This is a genomic window from Enterobacter cloacae complex sp. 2024EL-00711, from assembly GCF_047529885.1.
Lineage (GTDB): Bacteria > Pseudomonadota > Gammaproteobacteria > Enterobacterales > Enterobacteriaceae > Enterobacter > Enterobacter ludwigii.
Window position 1 is genome coordinate 624,833 of sequence record NZ_JBLIZC010000002.1, and the last position, 20,193, is coordinate 645,025.

A 20,193-nucleotide genomic window follows, 5' to 3' on the forward strand; every position below is an offset into this window, starting at 1 on the left:
TTTTGTGACTGACCATTGCGAGAGCGCGACGACTGATGCGAATTCTGGCTATTGATACCGCGACAGAGGCCTGTTCTGTTGCTCTGTTGAACGACGGTGCTATCTCTGCTCATTTCGAAGAGTGCCCACGAGAACACACCCAACGCATTCTGCCTCTGGTTAAAGAGATTTTAACCCGGGGCAACACCACCTTAACCGACCTCGACGCACTGGCCTTTGGCCGTGGCCCCGGCAGCTTTACGGGCGTACGCATTGGAATTGGCATTGCTCAGGGGCTGGCGCTGGGCGCAGAACTGCCGATGATCGGTGTTTCCACGCTGGCAACCATGGCGCAGGGCGCATGGCGTATGACCGGGGCAACGCGCGTTCTGGCGGCCATTGACGCCCGAATGGGAGAAGTTTACTGGGCAGAATTCACCCGCGATGAAAACGGCATCTGGCACGGTGAAGAGACCGAGGCTGTCCTCAAGCCGGAAGCGGTGACCGAGCGGCTGAAACAGCTGTCCGGCGAGTGGGCGACAGTAGGCACCGGCTGGCCGGCATGGCCAGAGATGGCTAACGGCACCGGGATCACGCTGACAGACGGCAACATGCTTCTGCCCGCCGCAGAGGATATGCTTCCCATCGCCTGCCAACTGCTTGAGGCGGGCAAAACCGTGGCCGTTGAACATGCGGAGCCGGTTTATTTGCGAAACACCGTCGCGTGGAAGAAACTTCCAGGCCGGGAATGAATCTCAGTAACAGGAACTGAGAAAAAGGAGTCGCATCATGGCGGTTCAGTCTAAAGTTGTACGCCTTTATATGGCAGGCGCAGTGGCCATAGCACTGAGCGGATGCGTTTCCGTTCCTGATGCGATTAAGGGCAGCAGCCCCACGCCACAGCAGGATCTGGTTCGCGTGATGAATGCGCCTGAGCTTTACGTCGGCCAGGAAGCGCGCTTTGGCGGCAAGGTTATCGAGGTGCAAAACCAGCAGGGGAAAACCCGTCTGGAGATTGCCACCGTTCCGCTGGATAGCGGTGCGCGGCCGATCCTTGGCGAACCTTCCCGCGGGCGTATTTATGCCGACGTTGGCGGTTTTCTCGACCCGGTCGATTTTCGCGGACAGCTGGTCACCGTCGTCGGCCCGATTACCGGTTCGGTAGAGGGCAAAGTCGGCAACACGCCGTATAAATTTATGACCATGCAGGTCAACGGGTATAAGCGCTGGCGGCTGACACAGCAGGTCATCATGCCACCTCAGCCGATGGATCCGTGGATGTGGGGTCCACATCCTTATCGGTATGGCTACCCGGGCTGGGGCTGGTATAACCCGGGGCCTGCACAGGTTCAGACAATCGTTACTGAGTAACTCCCTGTAATTGTTAGAAAAGAGACAGCGGCTCAGCCGCTGTCTCTGTTTTTTACGAATAAAACGAAAAAAAAGAGTGACGCGCTTCGCAACCTTAAATCTGAACAATTAATAAACTGGTACGCTGAGTTAATATAATGTTAACAAACTGTTTATTATCGGGGTTGTGATGACGACGAACACTCATTTCAGAGGTGATGCATTGAAGAAGGTTTGGCTTAACCGTTATCCCGCAGATGTTCCTGCCGAGATCAATCCTGACCGTTATCAATCCCTGGTTGAATTGTTTGAACACTCGGTAAGGCGTTACGCAGACCAGCCTGCTTTTGTGAATATGGGCGAGGTCATGACGTTCCGTAAACTTGAGGAGCGTAGTCGGGCGTTCGCCGCCTATCTGCAGGAAGGGCTGGGGCTGCAAAAAGGGGACCGCGTCGCGCTGATGATGCCGAACCTGCTGCAATACCCGGTGGCGCTGTTCGGTGTCCTGCGTGCCGGGATGATTGTTGTCAACGTTAACCCGCTGTATACGCCGCGGGAGCTGGAGCATCAGCTAAACGACAGCGGTGCCGCCGCCATTGTGATTGTCTCTAACTTTGCCCACACGCTGGAAAAAGTGGTCGACAAAACCCAGGTCAAACACGTCATCCTGACGCGTATGGGGGATCAACTCTCAACCGCCAAAGGGACACTGGTTAACTTTGTCGTCAAATACATCAAACGTCTGGTGCCGAAATACCACCTGCCGGACGCGATCTCCTTCCGCAGTGCGCTGCAGGCGGGCTACCGCATGCAATACGTTAAACCGGAAGTGGTATCAGAAGACCTCGCGTTTCTGCAGTACACCGGCGGCACAACGGGTGTGGCTAAAGGCGCCATGCTGACCCACCGTAACATGCTGGCAAACCTTGAACAGGTGAATGCCACCTACGGACCGTTGCTGCACCACGGAAAAGAGCTGGTGATCACCGCGCTTCCGCTTTATCACATCTTCGCGCTGACCATGAACTGTCTGCTGTTTATTGAGCTGGGTGGTCAAAACGTATTGATCACGAACCCGCGCGATATTCCGGGGCTGGTGAAAGAGCTGGCGAAATATCCGTTCACCGCCATGACCGGGGTGAATACGCTGTTTAACGCGTTGCTCAACAACAAAGAGTTCCAGAAGCTCGATTTCTCCACGCTGCACCTCTCTGCGGGTGGCGGTATGCCGGTTCAACAGGCCGTTGCCGAACGCTGGATGAAACTGACGGGTCAGTATTTACTGGAAGGCTATGGCCTGACGGAGTGCGCCCCGCTGGTCAGTGTGAACCCGCACGATATCGACTATCACAGCGGAAGCATTGGCCTGCCGGTTCCGTCGACCGAAGCCAAACTGGTTGATGATGACGATAACGAAGTGGCGCCAGGTGAACCGGGCGAACTCTGTGTCAAAGGGCCGCAGGTGATGCTGGGCTACTGGCAACGTCCCGATGCGACCGATGAAATTATCAAAGACGGCTGGCTGCACACCGGTGATATTGCCGTGATGGATGAAGAGGGCTTCCTGCGTATTGTCGATCGTAAGAAAGACATGATCCTGGTTTCCGGTTTCAACGTCTACCCGAATGAAATCGAAGATGTGGTGATGCAGCACAGCGGCGTGCTCGAAGTGGCTGCCGTAGGCGTCCCTTCCGGGAGCAGCGGCGAGGCGGTGAAGATTTTTGTGGTCAAAAAAGATCCTTCTCTTACGGAGGAGGCGCTGATCACCTTCTGTCGTCGTCAGCTGACTGGCTACAAGGTGCCGAAGCTGGTTGAGTTTCGCGAGGAACTGCCGAAATCGAATGTCGGAAAGATATTACGACGAGAATTACGTGACGAAGCCCGTGGCAAAGTAGACAATAAGGCCTGAGCTTCACGCTAATCGCCCAGACGCCGGTTAAGCCGGCGTTTTTTATGGGCGCAAACAAAAGAGAATCCGTTTTGAATTACCAGATGATCACGACCAACGACGAGCTGGCTTCGCTGTGCGAAGTGACGCGCGACTTTCCTGCCATTGCCCTGGATACCGAGTTTGTCCGCACCCGGACCTACTATCCGCAGCTGGGGTTGATTCAGATGTACGACGGTAAACACGTGTCGCTGATCGACCCGCTCGGCATTACCGACTGGACGCCGATGCGTGACCTGCTGCTCGATACTGCGGTAACGAAATACCTGCACGCAGGCAGTGAAGATCTGGAAGTCTTTCTGAATACTTTTGGCGTCATGCCACAACCGTTGATTGATACACAGATCCTCGCGGCCTTCAGTAATCGACCGCTCTCATGGGGCTTTGCCGCCATGGTTGAGGAGTATACGGGCCTGACGCTGGATAAAAGCGAATCCCGCACCGACTGGCTGGCACGCCCATTAACCGAGCGTCAACTGGAATACGCGGCGGCAGACGTGTTTTACCTCCTGCCGATTGCCGGCCAGCTGATGAAAGAGGCGGAAGCGTCAGGCTGGTTGCCCGCTGCGCTGGATGAGTGCCGAATGACGCAGCAGCGTCGTCAGGAAGTGGTTGATCCGAAAGAGGCCTGGCGCGATATCAGTAACGCCTGGCAGCTGCGTACGCGTCAGCTGGCGTGTCTGCAGCTGTTAGCGGACTGGCGTTTGCGTAAAGCACGCGAGCGCGATCTGGCCGTTAACTTTGTGGTACGCGAAGAACACCTCTGGGCGGTCGCGCGGTATATGCCGGGCAGCATGGGCGAACTGGACAGCATCGGGCTTTCCGGCAGCGAGATCCGTTTCCACGGTAAAACCCTGCTTGCGCTGGTGGCAAAAGCGCAGGAAATGCCGGACGAAGCACTGCCGGAGCCACTGCTGAATCTGATGGATATGCCGGGCTATCGCAAGGCGTTCAAGGATATCAAAGCGCTGGTGCAGGACGTCGCGACGCAAAGCAAACTGGGCGCGGAACTGCTGGCGTCACGCCGTCAGATTAACCAGCTGCTGAACTGGCACTGGAAGCTGAAACCTCAGAATGGTTTGCCGGAAATGATGGCGGGCTGGCGCGGGGAATTGATGGCCGATCGCCTGAATACTGTGCTGGAAGGTTATCCGCGATAATGAAAATGCCGGGTCATGCTGACATGCCCGGCACATTTCCCCGGCGGCATACGCTTACCGGGGATACACAATCCCGAACTACGGACGTGACTCTTCGGCTTCCGGGAGCGTAACGTTCAGCTCCAGAATCGAAATATCCCCGTCTTTTTGCTCCAGCTGCACCGTGACCATCTCCGGGTCAATCTGCACATACTTACAGATCACTTCCAGGATGTCCTTACGCAGCTGCGGCAGGTAGTGTGGCTCGGCGTCACTACGACGACGCTCCGCAACGATGATTTGCAGTCGTTCTTTTGCGATGTTGGCGGTGTTCTTTTTCCGCGAGAGAAAAAAGTCCAGTAATGCCATAACTTATCCTCCGAACAGGCGTTTGAGGAAACCTTTCTTCTCTTCTTCAATGAAGCGGAAAGGACGTTCTTCTCCCAGCAGACGGTCAACGGTATCCGCGTACGCTTTACCTGCATCTGCCATTGTATCCAGGATCACTGGCTCGCCCTGGTTAGAGGCGCGCAATACGGATTGATCTTCCGGGATCACGCCGACCAGTTTGATGCGCAGGATCTCCAGCACGTCTTCCATGCTAAGCATGTCACCTTTGTTCACGCGACCCGGGTTATAGCGGGTCAGCAGCAGGTGCTCTTTAATGGGTTCTTCGCCATTTTCCGCACGACGCGATTTGGAGGCGAGGATCCCCAGAATACGGTCCGAGTCACGCACGGATGAGACTTCAGGGTTGGTGGTGATGATGGCTTCATCAGCGAAGTAGAGTGCCATCAGGGCGCCCGTTTCGATGCCGGCAGGGGAGTCACAGACAACGAAGTCGAACTCCATTTTTTTCAGCTCGTCGAGCACCTTTTCCACGCCTTCACGGGTCAGGGCGTCTTTATCACGAGTCTGAGAAGCCGGAAGGATGTAGAGGTTTTCGGTGCGCTTGTCTTTAATCAGCGCCTGGTTCAGTGTGGCGTCGCCCTGAATGACGTTCACGAAGTCATAGACCACGCGACGTTCACATCCCATGATCAGGTCGAGGTTACGCAGACCGATATCGAAATCGATAACGACGGTTTTCTTTCCCTTCTGGGCCAAACCAGTAGCGATGGCCGCGCTGGAGGTGGTCTTGCCAACGCCTCCTTTACCCGAAGTAACAACAATAATGCGTGCCATAGAAATTCCTTGTTAAAAAGGGATCAATTCAACGGTTGAACGGTCAACGCGTCGTCTGCCAGTCGCAGACGAGCCGCTTTGCCATAAAATTCGGCTGGGATCTTGTCGCTCAGCCAATATTCACCTGCGATGGACACCAGTTCCGCCGTCAGATGAGTACAAAATATTTGCGCATCCCTGTCACCACTTGCACCCGCGAGCGCACGCCCACGCATCATACCGTATACGTGAATATTGCCATCTGCAATCAGCTCTGCGCCAGCGCTGACGTGGCTTGTAACAATCAGATCACAGTTTGGTGCATAAATGCGCTGACCGGAACGAACCGGCACATCAATCAATCGCGTTTTTGTGACAGGTGTAACGTTTTGCACCGGAGGAGGGGGCGTTTGGACTGCCGCAGGGGCAGGACGCGCGGCTTTTTCTTTGCCTTCGGTCAGAATGGGCAGACCTGCCCGGTCAATTTCTGCTTTCAGCTCAGCATCTTTGCAGCCGCTGATACCGACGATACGCAGCCCGGTCGCGGCCACGGCTTGCTGGAGAAGTTTCCAGTTAACCGGTGCATCCAGACCACTGACATTCACGACGACGGGGGCATGTTTCAGAAAAGCGGGAGCCTGCGCAATTTTGTCTTCTAACGCCTGACGAATAACCTCGGGTTTTGCATCATGCAAATGTACCACTGATAAGGTGAAGCTACTGCCTTTAAGCTCGATTGGCGTGTTTGACATCCTGGCCTTACTCAATTTGCTATTAACCGCAACACCGCCGTTGCGATATTCCGAAGAGTATCAGGCATGTTATAGTCAGGAGTATATTGAGGCAAGCAACCACCCATTAATTCAGAGTAAAAACATGTTTTGTGTGATCTACAGAAGTACAAGTCGTGACCAGACCTATCTTTATGTCGAAAAGAAAGACGATTTTTCGCGCGTACCTGAAGAATTAATGAAGAACTTTGGCCGACCTCAGCTGGCGATGCTGCTGCCGCTGGATGGCCGTAAGAAACTGGTCAACGCCGATCTGGAAAAAGTGAAAATCGCATTAGCGGAGCAAGGCTATTATTTACAACTCCCGCCACCACCCGAGAATTTATTAAAACAGCATCTTGAGGTGAACGGGAAAAAATAGTCCCGGCTGTTTTCGGGGTTAACACATCAACCGTTTAGGGGTCGTACATGTATCAACATCATAACTGGCAAGGTGCATTACTGGATTATCCCGTCAGCAAAGTGGTCTGCGTAGGTAGTAACTATGCCAAGCATATTCAGGAGATGGGCAGCGCGACGCCAGACGAGCCGGTCCTGTTCATCAAGCCAGAAACCGCGCTGTGCGACATTCGCCAGCCGCTGGCGCTGCCGCAGGGGTTGGGGTCGGTGCATCATGAAGTGGAACTGGCTGTGCTGATTGGCGCGACGCTGCGTCAGGCCTCCGAAGAGCATGTGCAAAAGGCGATTGCCGGATACGGTGTCGCGCTCGACCTGACCCTGCGTGATGTTCAGGGCAAAATGAAGAAAGCGGGGCAGCCGTGGGAAAAGGCCAAAGGGTTTGATAACGCTTGCCCGATCTCCGGTTTTATTCCGGTAAGTGAATTTACCGACGATCCGCAGAACACCCCGCTCAGCCTGAAGGTTAACGGCGAGATCCGCCAGCAGGGCACCACGGCAGATATGATCCATAAAATTGTGCCGCTGATTGCCTACATGAGCCGCTTCTTTACCCTGAAACCGGGCGATGTGATCCTCACCGGTACGCCAGAAGGTGTCGGCCCGCTGCAGGCCGGTGACGAACTGGACGTCAGTTTTAACGGTCTGTCACTGAAAACTCGCGTGCTGTAAAAGCATCTTGCCGCCTGAAGAGGGCGGCAAAACTTGCAACAACGTGCCAGACTCGTTATAAGGTGCGCTCTCTTTTGACGTGTGGACATCCTGATGAACAACATTCCTTTCTGGCAAAGCAAAACTCTCGACCAAATGACAGACGTGGAGTGGGAATCGTTGTGTGACGGTTGCGGGCAGTGCTGCCTGCATAAACTGATGGATGAAGATTCGGACGAAATCTATTTCACCAACGTTGCCTGCAAGCAGCTGAACATCAAAACCTGCCAGTGTCGCAACTATGAGCGTCGCTTCGAGTACGAGCCGGATTGCATCAAGCTAACCCGTGAGAACCTGCCCACCTTCGAATGGCTGCCGCATACCTGCGCCTATCGTCTGCTGGCGGAAGGCAAAGACCTGCCAAAATGGCACCCGCTGCTGACGGGCTCCAAAGCAGCGATGCACGGTGAACGCATCTCTGTGCGTCATATTGCGGTGAAAGAGTCAGAGGTACAGGACTGGGAAGATCACATCATGAATCATCCCAACCGTGGATAAGAAAAAACCCGCCGAGGCGGGTTTTTTTTACCTGCCAAACAGGTCGCGTTTCTTGGGTTTGAACGGCTGTGCGATGAGCACCAGTAGCGCCACAATGAAGTAGGCCACAAAAATCCCCACCAGCCACTGCGGCATCTCAAGGCTCAGGAATTCCCACTGGCGCACAGAGCAGTCACCGGAAGCAACAAACACCTGCGGCAGCCACTTATCAAGCGGCAGCCAGCTCGGGAAGCGGGCGGCGAAATCACAGGTCATAAAAGGTGACGGATGCAGCTGCATCATGGTGTGCTGCCAGGAGAGCTCAATACCTTTCCAGGCGCTGTACAGCCAGATGGCAATTGCGGCATAGCGTAACGGCGATTTAGGGGCAATCGCGCCCACCAGACCCGCACCCATAATGCCGAACAATGCACAGCGTTCGTAAATACAGAGTACGCAAGGCTGAAGTCCCATCACATGCTGGAACCACAGCGCGACCATTTCCAGCGCAAAGGCGGTCAGGGCCATTAACAACCACGCTCCGCGACCGCGAGAGCACTGGTTTAAAAATCTCAACATAATCATTTCCCTGGAACATGCTTAGAAAGCGCAGTGTAAACGAATTCGTTTTTCGCGCCACCTGTACCTGACGAAATAAAACGTAATTGGATGTTTATCGTGCGAAAAGGTAAACGGGCAGCAAGCTGCCCGATATATCAGGTTTACTGCGCGGCAAGTATACCCGCTTGTATCAACCATTGCGTACAGGGAATAAGGGTAATTTTGACGCAAAGCAATCCTACAAGCGTGAGCACCAGCGTATAGGGAAGCGCCATCCAGACCATTCGCCCATAAGAAAGACGTATGAGTGGAGCCAGCGCAGAGGTCAGCAGGAACAGAAACGCTGCCTGACCGTTGGGCGTCGCCACGGACGGCAGGTTGGTCCCGGTGTTAATTGCCACCGCCAGCAGTTCGAACTGTCCGGCGCTGATGACGCCTTGCTCCATGGCTGTTTTGGCCTCGTTGATGTAGACCGTGCCAACAAACACGTTATCCGAGATAGACGACAGCAGCCCGTTAAACAGATAAAACAGCGAAAGCTGAGCATCCGGTGCCGCCTGCAAGACAAAGGTAATGATCGGCGCGAAAAGCTTCTGGTCGATGATCACCGCGACGACCGCAAAAAAGACGGCCAGCAGGGCGGTAAAGGGCAGGGCTTCCGTAAAGGCTTTGCCAATCGCATGCTCATCCGTCACGCCGGTAAAACTGGTGGCGAGAATAATCACCGACAGGCCAATTAAACCGACTTCGGCAAGATGAAACGCCAGCGCGGCGATAAGCCAGACGCCAATGACGCCCTGTGCAATAAGACGCAGCGTCTCCTGACGCGTCCGCTGGCTACGGCTTTGCTGGTCGAATTTCTGCAGCTCCTGACGCACGGGCGCCGGAATATGCGCACCATAGCCAAAGAGGCTGAATTTCTCCACGACTACACAGGTCGCCAGACCGCACACCAGAACCGGTATGCTCACCGGTGCCATTCGCAGGAAGAAATCACCGAAATGCCAGCCCGCAGCTTTAGCAATAATCAGGTTTTGCGGTTCACCCACCATCGTCATCACGCCGCCCAGGGCGGTCCCGACGCCGGCATGCATCATCAGGCTGCGCAGGAAGGCGCGGAACTGTTCCAGCACCTCGCGGTGGTCATTATCGACCTGGCTGTCATCAAGCAGGTCATCGCCGGGACGTGAAGAGGCCACCCGGTGATAAATACCATAAAACCCGACCGCGACGCTTATCACCACGGCGACCACCGTCAGCGCATCCAGGAAGGCTGAAAGAAATGCTGCAGCCACGCAGAAAGCCAGCGACAAAAGCGTTTTTGAAGGAATGCTCAGCAGCAGGCGGGTAAAAATAAACAGCAGCAGCTGTTTCATAAAGTAGATGCCGGCCACCATAAACATCAGCAGCAGAAGCACTTCAAGGTTTGAGGCCAGTTCTGCTTTTACATGCTCTGCGCTGGTCATCCCAATGACAACCGCTTCAATGGCCAGCAAACCGCCAGGCAGCAGGGGATAGCACTTCAGCGCCATGGCCAGGGTGAAGATAAACTCCGCGACCAGCAGCCACCCGGCAATAAACGGGTGCACAATAAAGATGAGAGGATTAACAACCAGGAACACCAGAAGTATCAGCTTGTACCAGTCGGGAGACTGGCCTAAAAAATTGCGCCACAACGCGCGCCCAAAAGAAATTTCCACGACAGACGTTCTTCCCCGTGAAGTAAAACAAAACATCAGTATACGCAAAAATCACGGCCTGGAGGGGGATTCGGCTGCAATGTAAATTTCATAAAAATGAAACGGCGATCCCTCTTTTCTCTCACTGCTGCGCTATCTGCCTCTGCGAGCCTCTGGTATGATGAGTGCAATTTGCTAAAGCTGTGTAATGGAAATCTCACTATGGTCATTAAGGCGCAGAGCCCGGCGGGTTTCGCGGAAGAGTACATCATTGAAAGCATCTGGAATAATCGTTTCCCTGCAGGGTCCATTCTTCCGGCTGAACGCGAACTCTCTGAACTGATTGGCGTCACTCGCACCACGCTTCGGGAAGTGCTCCAGCGACTGGCGCGTGATGGGTGGTTGACGATTCAGCATGGCAAGCCAACAAAAGTAAACAATTTCTGGGAAACCTCCGGGCTGAATATTCTTGAAACGCTGGCGCGCCTCGATCATGAAAGCGTGCCGCAGCTGATTGATAATCTGCTCTCCGTGCGTACCAATATCGCTACCATCTTTATTCGTACGGCTTTCCGTCAGCACCCGGAAGATGCGCTCCAGGTTCTGGCCAGTGCCAACCAGGTGGAAGACCATGCGGATGCGTTTGCCACCCTTGATTACAACATCTTCCGCGGCCTGGCGTTTGCCTCCGGTAACCCGATTTACGGCCTCATCCTTAACGGCATGAAAGGGCTCTATACCCGTATCGGTCGTCACTACTTTGCCAATCCGGAAGCCCGCAGTCTGGCGCTGGGCTTTTACCACAAGTTGAGCGAGCTCTGTTCCACCGGTCAGCACGATCAGGTGTATGAAACCGTGCGCCGCTACGGTCGCGACTCCGGTGAAATCTGGCACCGGATGCAAAAAACGCTGCCGGGTGACCTGGCCATCCAGACCCGCTAAAAGAAAAAACCTCTCAGCTGAGAGGTTTTTTTTCGCCCTGACGCGGGCGTTTCGGTTCAGGCAGGCACTACAGCGTATTCATCCGCGTCGGGCAGCGCTCCAGCAGCTCCACGCTACCGTCTTCATTCTGCTGCTCCAGCAGCACGTCAAAGCCCCACAGGCGATGCACATGCTTCAGCACCTCTTTGCGCCCTTTATCCAGCGGGGCACGGTTGTGCGGGATGTAGCGCAGCGTCAGAGAGCGGTCACCGCGGAGATCCACGTTCCATACCTGAATATTGGGTTCAAGATTACTCAGATTGTACTGGGAAGAGAGGCGAGAGCGGATCTCCCGGTATCCCTCTTCATTATGAATCGCTGAAATTTCCAGGAAGTTGTTACGGTCATCATCCAGCACGGTGAAGAAGCGGAAATCACGCATGATCTTCGGCGACATAAACTGGCTAATAAAGCTCTCATCCTTGAAATCGCGCATCGCAAAATGCAGCGTTTCCAGCCAGTCCGAACCGGCAATATCCGGGAACCAGTATTTGTCCTCTTCCGTTGGCGACTGACAGATACGTTTGATGTCCTGGAACATCGCAAAGCCGAGAGCATACGGGTTGATGCCGCTGTACCACGGGCTGTTGTAAGGCGGCTGGAACACCACGTTGGTATGGCTGTGGAGGAATTCCATCATAAACCGTTCGGTGACTTTCCCCTCGTCATACAGATGGTTGAGGATGGTGTAATGCCAGAATGTCGCCCAGCCTTCGTTCATCACCTGCGTCTGTTTTTGCGGATAGAAGTACTGGCTGACCTTACGCACAATGCGCAGGATCTCACGCTGCCATGACTCCAGCAGCGGCGCGTTCTTCTCCATAAAGTAGAGCAGGTTTTCCTGTGGCTCAGACGGGTAGCGACGCGCCTCAGCGACAGCTTTCTCTTCTTCACGCTTAGGGAGGGTGCGCCACAGCATATTCACCTGGCTTTGCAGATACTCCTCGCGGCTTTTCTGCCGGGCTTTCTCCTCCTGCAGGGAAATTTTCTGTGGCCGTTTGTAGCGGTCTACGCCGTAGTTCATCAGCGCATGGCAGGAGTCGAGCAGTTTCTCCACTTCATCGACGCCGTAGCGCTCTTCGCAGTCGGTAATGTATTTACGGGCGAAGATCAGGTAATCGACGATCGAACTGGCGTCCGTCCAGCTGCGGAAAAGATAGTTATTCTTGAAGAAAGAGTTGTGCCCGTAGCAGGCATGCGCCATCACCAGCGCCTGCATGGTAATGGTGTTCTCTTCCATCAGGTAAGCGATACACGGGTTGGAGTTGATGACGATTTCATACGCCAGCCCCTGCTGGCCGTGTTTATACAGCCGTTCCGTTTCAATAAATTTCTTACCAAACGACCAGTGCGGATAATTGATCGGCATCCCGACGCTGGAATAGGCATCCATCATCTGTTCGGAGGTTATGACTTCAATCTGGTGAGGATAAGTATCCAGGCGATAGAGTTTTGCTACCCGGTCGATTTCAGCGAGGTAGACATCCAGCAACTCAAAGGTCCAGTCGGGTCCATCGCTGAGACGTGTGTTGTCCTTGTTCAGGGAATCAATAGTAGCCATTAGCGCGCCCTCGTTGTGGGTGCTCTCTCTGTCTGGAGAGCCTCCTTTCAAGCATAGATCAACGTGTTAAAAAGCGTGCTGGAGCAGAAATTTTTTCTTTACGATTTCCCGTTTTCAATACGGTAAATAAAGCGGTTCACGCAGAGTTTTATGCTGGTTAAAAATAACGCGCAGCAGGAGATCCCAAATAAGTCCTTTCCCCGCCAGTAGGGGAAGATGTGAGATAAGTCACCATAAAAAAGTCGTATGTTGAATAATATTTTCAACTAGGTTATCAATCTGTAATTAGAAGATTGTTCTTTTGCACATTATGGAGTGGCTATGCGTGTTGTCATACTGGGAAGTGGTGTGGTTGGCGTAACCAGCGCCTGGTATTTAAGTCAGGCGGGGCATGACGTAACCGTTATCGATCGTGAGCCAGGCCCTGCGCTGGAAACCAGCGCGGCGAATGCCGGGCAAATCTCTCCGGGCTATGCGGCACCGTGGGCGGCTCCCGGCGTGCCACTGAAGGCGATTAAATGGATGTTCCAGCGCCATGCGCCGCTGGCCATTAGCCTCGACGGCACGCAGTTCCAGCTTAAGTGGATGTGGCAGATGCTGCGCAACTGCGACACCCGCCATTACATGGAAAACAAAGGGCGTATGGTGCGTCTGGCGGAATACAGCCGTGACTGCCTGAAAACCTTGCGCGCCACCACCGGCATCGAGTACGAAGGCCGTCAGGGCGGTACGCTGCAGCTGTTCCGCACGGCGCAACAGTACGAAAACGCCACCCGCGATATCGCCGTGCTGGAAGATGCCGGTGTTCCGTACCAACTCCTCGAGGCCAGTCAGCTGGGACAGGTTGAACCGGCGCTGGCGGAGGTGTCCCACAAACTGACGGGCGGCCTGCGTTTACCCAACGATGAAACCGGCGACTGTCAGCTCTTTACCCAGCGTCTGGCGCAGATGTGCGAGCAGGCAGGGGTAACATTCCGCTTTAACACGCCCGTCGATAAATTGCTGTCGGAAGGCGGTAATATTTACGGCGTGAAGTGCGGCGAAGAGGTGATCAAAGCGGATGCCTACGTCATGGCCTTTGGCTCTTACTCCACCGCCATGCTGAAGGGCATTCTGGACATTCCGGTCTATCCGCTGAAGGGTTACTCCCTGACCATCCCGGTGAAAGAGGACAGCGGTGCACCCGTCTCCACCATTCTGGATGAAACCTATAAAATCGCCATTACCCGCTTCGATAACCGTATCCGCGTAGGCGGCATGGCGGAGATTGTCGGCTTCAACACCGAGCTGCTGCAGCCGCGTCGTGAAACGCTGGAGATGGTTGTGGGCGATCTCTTCCCGCGCGGCGGTTTTGTCGAGCAGGCCACGTTCTGGACCGGTCTGCGTCCAATGACGCCAGACGGCACGCCGATTGTGGGCCGCACTCCGTTCAAAAACCTGTGGACGAATACCGGACACGGCACCCTCGGCTGGACAATGGCCTGTGGCTCAGGTCAGTTGTTGAGCGACTTGATTTCCGGGCGCACCCCGGCAATTCCGTTTGACGATTTAAGTGCCGCGCGCTATCAATCTGGGTTCACCCCCTCGCGTCCACAGCACCTGCACGGCGCGCATAACTAAGGAGTTGTCATGTCCCGTCCTGTTCTGGCTCAGCTGGACTTGCAGGCCCTGAAGGATAACCTGCAGATTGTTCGCCGTGCTGCGCCAGGTTCACGCGTCTGGTCGGTGGTGAAAGCGAACGCCTACGGCCACGGTATTGACCGCATCTGGAGCGCGCTCAGCGCGACCGACGGTTTTGCGTTACTGAATCTGGAAGAGGCCATTTTGCTGCGCGAGCGCGGCTGGAAAGGCCCTATCTTATTGCTGGAAGGGTTCTTCCATGCCGACGATCTGCCGTTGCTGGATAAGTACCGGCTGACCACCAGCATTCACAGCAACTGGCAGGTTAAAGCCCTGCAGGACGCCAGACTGCATGCCCCGCTTGACATTTATCTCAAGGTGAACAGCGGCATGAACCGCCTGGGCTTCCAGCCCGAGCGGGTACATACGGTATGGCAACAGCTGCGCGGCATCAGGAATGTGGGCGAAATGACGCTGATGGCGCACTTTGCCGACGCGGAAAAACCCGATGGCATCGCCGAGGCGATGGTGCGGATTGAGCAGGCGGCTGAAGGTCTGGCGTGTTCGCGCTCGCTCTCTAACTCGGCGGCCACGCTGTGGCACCCGGAGGCGCACTACAGCTGGGTACGCCCGGGGATCATTCTGTACGGCGCGTCACCGTCAGGGCAGTGGCAGGATATTGCCAACAGCGGCCTGAAACCGGTGATGACCCTGCGCAGCGAAATCATCGGCGTACAAACGCTGAAGGCCGGTTCCACGGTGGGCTACGGCAGCCGTTACCGGGCGACAGGCGAACAGCGAATTGGCATTGTGGCGGGAGGCTATGCCGACGGCTACCCGCGTATCGCTCCGACCGGCACGCCGGTGTGGGTGGATGGCGTTCGCACGGGTACCGTGGGGACGGTTTCAATGGATATGCTGGCGGTAGACCTCACGCCGTGCCCGCAGGCGGGGATTGGTTCACCGGTTGAGCTGTGGGGAAATGAAATTAAAATTGACGATGTTGCCGCTGCTGCAGGGACCGTTGGCTATGAGCTGATGTGCGCTCTGGCGCCGCGCGTACCGGTTGTGACGGTGTAACTATGCGATGTGCCGGGGGGCGATAACGCCTTCCCCGGCCAGTAAGACACGAAACCTAAACTACTCTGACTCTTCTTCCATCGGCCTTACGCCGACTTTGCGTACCGCGTTATCTTCTTTCTCGGCCACCGTCCAGATCATCCCGGCAAACTCGACCTGGTCACCGACAACGGGTGCTGCGCCAAGCAGTTGCTGGATAATTTCCCCCAGCGTTTGCTGCTTATCGCGATACTCCAGCCCTTCATCCAGACCGTAAATCAAGGCAACATCCGCAAATTTGGCGCTCGCTTCCAGAATAAAATCGCCGAAGAAACGCTGATCCAGCGCCACCGGTGGCGACTGGCTGAACAATTTACCCAGCGCGGGCAGGTCGCGCTCGCGGCCAATCACACACAAAATATCCCCTTCACGCAGACGGGTGCTGCCGGTAGGGTGAAGCAGAACATTGTCGCGGAACAACGCGGCAATCCGCGTTTCGGCGGGCATATGCAGATCGCGTAGCGACGCGCCCACGCACCATTTGTCTTCGCTAAGCTGATACACAAACTGTTCCCACGGGTTTTCCGGATGAATATCCAGCCCCACCCGGGAGACGGGCCAGCCAACGGGGGGGATCACCACTTTTGCCTTTTTCGCCGCCCAGCCGAGTGACGTGCCCTGGAACAGGAGTGAAATCAAAACAACGAAGAATGCGACGTTGAAGAACAGCCGGGCGTTATCGAGACCCGCCATCATCGGGAACACGGCAAGGATAATCGGCACCGCGCCGCGCAGACCCACCCAACTGATAAAGATTCGCTCGCGCAGGTTAAAGCCGCGAAACGGCAGCAGGCCTGCAAACACCGACAGTGGACGGGCGAAGAAGATCATCCACGCCGACAGCATCAGCGCCGGCACGGCGATAGGCAGCAGGTCTGAAGGGGTAACCAGCAGGCCAAGCACCAGGAACATGCCAATCTGCGCCAGCCAGGCCAGTCCGTCGAAGTTCTGCAAAATGGCGTGACGGTTGCGAATAGGGCGGTTACCCATCAGGAAGCCGCAGAGGTAGACGGCAAGAATGCCGCTGCCATCCAGCGCGGTGGTGACGGCAAAAATCAGAATGCCGCCGCTCAGCGCCAGCAGAGGGTAAAGCCCGGCGGGAAGTGAAATCCGGTTGATCATCTGCTGCAGCAGATAGCCGCCGCCGAGGCCAAGAATAATCCCCAGACCAAACTGCTGCAGGATATGCCAGGCAAACATCCAGCTCAGCCCGCTTTCGTGCTGCTGGATCATCTCAATCAGCGTGATGGTGAGAAACACCGCCATGGGATCGTTACTGCCGGATTCAATCTCAAGCGTGGAGCCAACACGTTCGTTAAGCCCTTTACCGCCAAGCAGGGAAAAGACCGCCGCCGCATCGGTTGAACCGACAATAGCGCCAATCAGCAAGCCTTCCATGATATTGAGATGGAACAGCCAGGCGGCCATCATCCCGGTCAGGCCGGATGTGATTAATACGCCTACGGTCGCGAGCGACAGCGCCGGCCCTAGGGCGACGCGGAACGAGCTCGCCTGAGTGCGCATCCCGCCGTCCAGCAGGATCACTGCCAGCGCGAGGTTACTCACCATGTAGGCGAAAGGGTAGTTATCGAAAGGAATACCGCCGATGCCATCGATGCCAGCCAGCATGCCGATAGCAAGGAAAATAACGAGAATAGGTATGCCGAGACGCGATGAAAATGAACTTAATAATATACTACAGGTTACAAGCACAGAACCCAGAATGAAAAGGCTGATTATCGCTGCGGCATCCAATGTTGTCTTACTCCCACCTCAATGTTAACGCTGTTACTAAAACCCTAACATATTAACCACGGCAACAGCGTTTTATTAAGGGGTTTAACGGCTTTTTTATGCCTTTATGACCGGATGACCGCTTATTGTTAACCGACTGCCTGAATCATCATGTATCAGGGACGCATGTGCCCCCAGCGCAAGGGTTACGGTTTGTTGCTCATGGCCAAAATCCAGACCGGTGATAACCGGGATATCGAGACGGGAACGGATGAAATCAACCATCGTTTCAAGGGAGTAACCGGCGTCGTAATCATTGGGTGCCGCACCGCTAAAACTGCCCAGCACGATTGCTGACTGACGTTCAAGGATCCCGGCATGATAAAGCTGCAATAACATGCGCTCGACGCGGAACGGATGTTCGTTAATATCTTCCAGCACCAGAATGCCGTCTTCGATGTCCGGCAGCCACGGCGTACCGATGAGCGAGACCAGCATTGCCAGGTTACCGCCCCAGAGTTGGCCTTCACAGGCCCAGTGCGGCCCCTGGCCTTGCCACGTTATGCTGTAGGTTGGGTTTCGCAGGGCGCGCCAGAAATGCTCAAGGGTAAACGCATCGAGCGCCGGTGCACCAAAATTTCCGGCCAGCATCGGGCCGCTGAAGGTAATGACGTTATGCAGCGCCAGCAGCCCAAGCTGGATCACCGTGAAGTCGCTGTGGCCGCATATCAGCAGCGGATTCTGCTGTTGACGCTGTGCCAGACCTTGCCAGTCAATGCTCTCCAGTAACCGGCTCGCGCCGTAGCCCCCCCGCACCGCAAGCACGATCCGATCCTCACCCTTCAGGTTCACCAGGCTGTTGATATCATTCAGTCTCTGGGCCTCGGTTCCGGCAAAACGCTGCTGGCGGCGAGGGATAATCGTCTGATTTTCTACCTGGTGGCCGAAGCCCAGTAAGCGCTGAACGCCCCGTTGTGCCGCGTCCTGATTGATGCAGTAGCCCGACGGTGCGATAAGATGAAACTGAGACATGGCAATTCCTTGCTGAATGAGAAACTAATTGTCTATATCATGCCGCTTATACGCTGCCCGCTTCAAGGGGCGGCGCACTGCGATGACCGGCTATAAGGATAGATGACGTGAAATTGAGATGGTTTGCTTTTTTGATTGTGTTGCTTGCGGGCTGTAGTTCCAGACATGACTATCAAAATCCGCCCTGGAACCCGGAAGTGCCGGTGAAACGGGCCATGCAGTGGATGCCGATCAGCGAGCAAGCCGGGAAGGCATGGGGCGTCAGTCCGCGTCTTATCACCGCAATCATTGCCGTTGAATCCGGCGGTAATCCCACGCTTGTCAGCAAATCAAACGCAGTGGGGCTGATGCAGCTTAAAGCGTCTACCGCAGGTAAAGAGGTCTACCGCTACATGGGCTGGAGCGGTCAGCCGTCGACCAGCGAGCTGAAGAACCCGGAGCGTAATATCTCCATGGGGACAGCCTATCTCAGCATTCTGGAGCATGGCGTACTGAAGGGCATCGACGACCCGGAAGTGATGCAATACGCGCTGGTGGTCTCTTACGTCAACGGGGCCGGGGCGCTGTTGCGAACCTTCTCCTCTGACCGTAAAGAGGCGATAGAAGAGATTAACGGCATGGACAAAGATGAATTCGTTGAACATGTGGCGAAAAATCATCCGGCACCACAGGCTCCGCGTTATATCTGGAAAGTACAGAAAGCGATGGATGCCATGTAATGCCGCAGGCGGGCGGCGGTCACGCTGCCCGTTTTCCTCACAGAACTTTATTCGCACGTTCCCGTGCTTCGCGCTCCAGTGCAAAGATAATGCGCTGCAGTTCGCGCTCTGAACCGGGTCCGACGTTCAGGAAGCGGAAACTCAAACGTGGCGTGGTAATCGTTTCGTTTTTGCTGTCCACCACCTTACGCTCGCTGATGGCAATCAACTGGGCATCAAAATAAAACCGTCCCCAGCCGGCCATATCCAGTTCAATTTGCGAGAATCGCATGCCTTCGACCAGTCCGTCAGGTTTCGGCGTATCCATCAGCGCGCCCATACCGCCCAGCGACAGGTCGAAGAGGCGGAAGCGGAGCTCTTTTTTGTCCGGCATTTTAGCCTTACAAAAATAGGCAGGGTGAAGGGGGGCGCTGATGCGGAAATATTCCCGGCGCTGCACAAACCAAAGGTTGGCAGGCAGCGGTGTGACAAATGCGGGAAGACCCTGGTATTCGCTCATCTCAAGGCGCGGGAGCACAAATTCCACTTTTGCACCGTGGGTCTCTGCCATCACCGCGAGTTTCTCTGCTTTCAGTGCGGCGCGGTTTTCATACTCCTGACTGCCCAGATCGATAACCAGTCGCTCCTGCGAGACGTCGAGGATCTTGCTGATGAACTGATTGTTTGACCAGCTGATGCGCAGCGGCACTTCACCTTTTTGCAGGTCACGCAATACCCCTAATACAGCCAGCGGATTTTGCTTGAGGAACTGCTCACTGTAATTACTCACGCCGGATGGCTCCTTGATAGATGACAGACTGTCTTTGCGTTATCGGCACTGCACAATGAAACTTAATACAAACCGATGAGTTTTTTTTCAGATTGCAGAGAAGATAAGTCGGTGAGATGAAATTAGTTTTCCAGGGATGACCTATACTTAAGTTACCTGCGCAGAAGGTTTTCTGCGCATGCATTAAACCTGCAAGAGGGCATCGCTATGGGTATTATCGCCTGGATTATCTTTGGTCTAATTGCTGGCGCTATCGCTAAACTTATCATGCCGGGAAATGATGGCGGCGGCTTCATACTGACGTGTGTGCTCGGTGTCGTGGGGGCGGTTGTAGGCGGCTGGCTGGCGACGATGTTTGGCTTTGGTGGCAGCATCAGCGGTTTTGACCTGCACAGTTTCCTGGTGGCTGTCGTGGGTGCCATTGTGGTGCTGGGCATTTTCAGGTTACTGCGACGGGCATAAC

General features: G+C 55.0%; 21 protein-coding genes. 12 read left to right on the plus strand and 9 right to left on the minus strand.

Annotated features, from left to right (window positions below; genetic code table 11):
• The first annotated feature begins 35 nt into the window (after positions 1 to 35).
• The 4 genes from tsaB to rnd all read left to right on the plus strand — a co-directional run bounded on the left by tsaB (position 36) and on the right by rnd (position 4,437).
• A complete protein-coding gene (gene tsaB / locus ACMVME_RS09375) occupies positions 36 to 731 on the plus strand; it encodes a tRNA (adenosine(37)-N6)-threonylcarbamoyltransferase complex dimerization subunit type 1 TsaB (RefSeq protein WP_251858743.1) in 696 nt (231 codons plus the stop codon).
• A gap of 37 nt (positions 732 to 768) precedes the next feature.
• Complete coding sequence (locus ACMVME_RS09380; RefSeq protein WP_121339471.1) at positions 769 to 1,350, plus strand: Slp family lipoprotein; 582 nt, start codon at positions 769 to 771, stop codon at positions 1,348 to 1,350.
• Between the two features lie 202 nt (positions 1,351 to 1,552).
• Positions 1,553 to 3,238: a long-chain-fatty-acid--CoA ligase FadD gene (fadD, locus tag ACMVME_RS09385; protein ID WP_032669980.1), complete on the plus strand. Its 1,686-nt coding sequence runs from the start codon at positions 1,553 to 1,555 to the stop codon at positions 3,236 to 3,238.
• An 83-nt stretch (positions 3,239 to 3,321) separates the two neighbouring features.
• Positions 3,322 to 4,437, plus strand: a complete 1,116-nt coding sequence (rnd, locus tag ACMVME_RS09390; protein ID WP_123266851.1) for a ribonuclease D — start codon at positions 3,322 to 3,324, stop codon at positions 4,435 to 4,437.
• Positions 4,438 to 4,515: 78 nt separating this feature from the next.
• Here the strand turns inward: rnd and minE are convergent, their stop codons facing one another.
• The 3 genes from minE to minC are packed head-to-tail and all read right to left on the minus strand — an operon-like array spanning position 4,516 to position 6,332.
• Positions 4,516 to 4,785, minus strand: coding sequence for a cell division topological specificity factor MinE (gene minE, locus ACMVME_RS09395; RefSeq protein WP_008500504.1), 270 nt, complete (start codon positions 4,783 to 4,785; stop codon positions 4,516 to 4,518).
• A 3-nt stretch (positions 4,786 to 4,788) separates the two neighbouring features.
• On the minus strand, positions 4,789 to 5,601 hold the full coding sequence (minD, locus tag ACMVME_RS09400; protein ID WP_014170584.1) for a septum site-determining protein MinD: 813 nt from the start codon (positions 5,599 to 5,601) through the stop codon (positions 4,789 to 4,791).
• 23 nt (positions 5,602 to 5,624) lie between these two features.
• Complete coding sequence (gene minC / locus ACMVME_RS09405; protein WP_020883433.1) at positions 5,625 to 6,332, minus strand: septum site-determining protein MinC; 708 nt, start codon at positions 6,330 to 6,332, stop codon at positions 5,625 to 5,627.
• Positions 6,333 to 6,456: 124 nt separating this feature from the next.
• On the opposite strand from minC, the gene ACMVME_RS09410 reads away from it, so the two are divergent.
• The 3 genes from ACMVME_RS09410 to ACMVME_RS09420 all read left to right on the plus strand — a co-directional run bounded on the left by ACMVME_RS09410 (position 6,457) and on the right by ACMVME_RS09420 (position 7,976).
• Positions 6,457 to 6,732 carry a YcgL domain-containing protein gene (locus tag ACMVME_RS09410; protein WP_163304973.1) on the plus strand — a complete coding sequence of 92 codons (276 nt, stop codon included), beginning with the start codon at positions 6,457 to 6,459 and terminating at the stop codon, positions 6,730 to 6,732.
• A gap of 47 nt (positions 6,733 to 6,779) precedes the next feature.
• Positions 6,780 to 7,439, plus strand: coding sequence for a fumarylacetoacetate hydrolase family protein (locus tag ACMVME_RS09415; protein WP_020883435.1), 660 nt, complete (start codon positions 6,780 to 6,782; stop codon positions 7,437 to 7,439).
• 93 nt (positions 7,440 to 7,532) lie between these two features.
• Positions 7,533 to 7,976, plus strand: coding sequence for a YcgN family cysteine cluster protein (locus ACMVME_RS09420; protein WP_020883436.1), 444 nt, complete (start codon positions 7,533 to 7,535; stop codon positions 7,974 to 7,976).
• 27 nt (positions 7,977 to 8,003) lie between these two features.
• Here the strand turns inward: ACMVME_RS09420 and dsbB are convergent, their stop codons facing one another.
• Both dsbB and nhaB read right to left on the minus strand, forming a co-directional pair.
• Positions 8,004 to 8,534 (minus strand): disulfide bond formation protein DsbB, encoded by a 531-nt coding sequence (dsbB, locus tag ACMVME_RS09425; RefSeq protein ID WP_020883437.1) that lies wholly within the window; start codon positions 8,532 to 8,534, stop codon positions 8,004 to 8,006.
• A 143-nt stretch (positions 8,535 to 8,677) separates the two neighbouring features.
• The gene (gene nhaB, locus ACMVME_RS09430; protein WP_020883438.1) at positions 8,678 to 10,216 is read right to left on the minus strand and encodes a Na(+)/H(+) antiporter NhaB; all 1,539 of its coding nucleotides are present in this window, start codon (positions 10,214 to 10,216) and stop codon (positions 8,678 to 8,680) included.
• A 201-nt stretch (positions 10,217 to 10,417) separates the two neighbouring features.
• Between nhaB and fadR the strand changes: the two genes are divergently transcribed.
• Positions 10,418 to 11,137: a fatty acid metabolism transcriptional regulator FadR gene (gene fadR / locus ACMVME_RS09435; RefSeq protein WP_025203875.1), complete on the plus strand. Its 720-nt coding sequence runs from the start codon at positions 10,418 to 10,420 to the stop codon at positions 11,135 to 11,137.
• A gap of 67 nt (positions 11,138 to 11,204) precedes the next feature.
• On the opposite strand, the gene ACMVME_RS09440 is transcribed toward fadR, so the two are convergent.
• Complete coding sequence (locus tag ACMVME_RS09440; RefSeq protein ID WP_020883440.1) at positions 11,205 to 12,737, minus strand: SpoVR family protein; 1,533 nt, start codon at positions 12,735 to 12,737, stop codon at positions 11,205 to 11,207.
• 321 nt (positions 12,738 to 13,058) lie between these two features.
• Here ACMVME_RS09440 and ACMVME_RS09445 point away from each other — a divergent pair, with 321 nt between their 5' ends.
• Together ACMVME_RS09445 and dadX are read left to right on the plus strand one after the other, a co-directional pair.
• On the plus strand, positions 13,059 to 14,357 hold the full coding sequence (locus tag ACMVME_RS09445) for a D-amino acid dehydrogenase (protein ID WP_020883441.1): 1,299 nt from the start codon (positions 13,059 to 13,061) through the stop codon (positions 14,355 to 14,357).
• A gap of 9 nt (positions 14,358 to 14,366) precedes the next feature.
• Positions 14,367 to 15,437 (plus strand): catabolic alanine racemase DadX, encoded by a 1,071-nt coding sequence (dadX, locus tag ACMVME_RS09450; RefSeq protein WP_040017760.1) that lies wholly within the window; start codon positions 14,367 to 14,369, stop codon positions 15,435 to 15,437.
• A gap of 60 nt (positions 15,438 to 15,497) precedes the next feature.
• On the opposite strand, the gene ACMVME_RS09455 is transcribed toward dadX, so the two are convergent.
• Both ACMVME_RS09455 and ldcA read right to left on the minus strand, forming a co-directional pair.
• Positions 15,498 to 17,231 carry a potassium/proton antiporter gene (locus ACMVME_RS09455; protein WP_014170573.1) on the minus strand — a complete coding sequence of 578 codons (1,734 nt, stop codon included), beginning with the start codon at positions 17,229 to 17,231 and terminating at the stop codon, positions 15,498 to 15,500.
• Positions 17,232 to 17,327: 96 nt separating this feature from the next.
• Positions 17,328 to 18,242, minus strand: a complete 915-nt coding sequence (gene ldcA, locus ACMVME_RS09460; RefSeq protein ID WP_025203877.1) for a muramoyltetrapeptide carboxypeptidase — start codon at positions 18,240 to 18,242, stop codon at positions 17,328 to 17,330.
• A 107-nt stretch (positions 18,243 to 18,349) separates the two neighbouring features.
• On the opposite strand from ldcA, the gene emtA reads away from it, so the two are divergent.
• Positions 18,350 to 18,961, plus strand: coding sequence for a membrane-bound lytic murein transglycosylase EmtA (gene emtA, locus ACMVME_RS09465; RefSeq protein WP_014170571.1), 612 nt, complete (start codon positions 18,350 to 18,352; stop codon positions 18,959 to 18,961).
• A gap of 37 nt (positions 18,962 to 18,998) precedes the next feature.
• On the opposite strand, the gene ycgR is transcribed toward emtA, so the two are convergent.
• Positions 18,999 to 19,730, minus strand: coding sequence for a flagellar brake protein YcgR (gene ycgR / locus ACMVME_RS09470; RefSeq protein WP_020883443.1), 732 nt, complete (start codon positions 19,728 to 19,730; stop codon positions 18,999 to 19,001).
• Between the two features lie 207 nt (positions 19,731 to 19,937).
• On the opposite strand from ycgR, the gene ACMVME_RS09475 reads away from it, so the two are divergent.
• The gene (locus tag ACMVME_RS09475) at positions 19,938 to 20,192 is read left to right on the plus strand and encodes a GlsB/YeaQ/YmgE family stress response membrane protein (RefSeq protein ID WP_010432765.1); all 255 of its coding nucleotides are present in this window, start codon (positions 19,938 to 19,940) and stop codon (positions 20,190 to 20,192) included.
• Position 20,193 lies beyond the last annotated feature (1 nt).

Excerpts from the sequence above, each read along its gene's own strand:
- ACMVME_RS09415 (WP_020883435.1), top strand. The coding sequence starts at position 6,780 with ATGTATCAACATCATAACTGGCAAGGTGCATTACTGGATTATCCCGTC.
- ACMVME_RS09410 (WP_163304973.1), top strand. The coding sequence starts at position 6,457 with ATGTTTTGTGTGATCTACAGAAGTACAAGTCGTGACCAGACCTATCTT.
- ldcA (WP_025203877.1), bottom strand. The coding sequence starts at position 18,242 with ATGTCTCAGTTTCATCTTATCGCACCGTCGGGCTACTGCATCAATCAG.
- ACMVME_RS09440 (WP_020883440.1), bottom strand. The coding sequence starts at position 12,737 with ATGGCTACTATTGATTCCCTGAACAAGGACAACACACGTCTCAGCGAT.
- ACMVME_RS09380 (WP_121339471.1), top strand. The coding sequence starts at position 769 with ATGGCGGTTCAGTCTAAAGTTGTACGCCTTTATATGGCAGGCGCAGTG.
- ACMVME_RS09475 (WP_010432765.1), top strand. The coding sequence starts at position 19,938 with ATGGGTATTATCGCCTGGATTATCTTTGGTCTAATTGCTGGCGCTATC.
- rnd (WP_123266851.1), top strand. The coding sequence starts at position 3,322 with ATGATCACGACCAACGACGAGCTGGCTTCGCTGTGCGAAGTGACGCGC.
- minC (WP_020883433.1), bottom strand. The coding sequence starts at position 6,332 with ATGTCAAACACGCCAATCGAGCTTAAAGGCAGTAGCTTCACCTTATCA.
- tsaB (WP_251858743.1), top strand. The coding sequence starts at position 36 with ATGCGAATTCTGGCTATTGATACCGCGACAGAGGCCTGTTCTGTTGCT.
- dsbB (WP_020883437.1), bottom strand. The coding sequence starts at position 8,534 with ATGTTGAGATTTTTAAACCAGTGCTCTCGCGGTCGCGGAGCGTGGTTG.
- fadR (WP_025203875.1), top strand. The coding sequence starts at position 10,418 with ATGGTCATTAAGGCGCAGAGCCCGGCGGGTTTCGCGGAAGAGTACATC.
- minE (WP_008500504.1), bottom strand. The coding sequence starts at position 4,785 with ATGGCATTACTGGACTTTTTTCTCTCGCGGAAAAAGAACACCGCCAAC.
- minD (WP_014170584.1), bottom strand. The coding sequence starts at position 5,601 with ATGGCACGCATTATTGTTGTTACTTCGGGTAAAGGAGGCGTTGGCAAG.
- dadX (WP_040017760.1), top strand. The coding sequence starts at position 14,367 with ATGTCCCGTCCTGTTCTGGCTCAGCTGGACTTGCAGGCCCTGAAGGAT.
- ACMVME_RS09445 (WP_020883441.1), top strand. The coding sequence starts at position 13,059 with ATGCGTGTTGTCATACTGGGAAGTGGTGTGGTTGGCGTAACCAGCGCC.
- ACMVME_RS09420 (WP_020883436.1), top strand. The coding sequence starts at position 7,533 with ATGAACAACATTCCTTTCTGGCAAAGCAAAACTCTCGACCAAATGACA.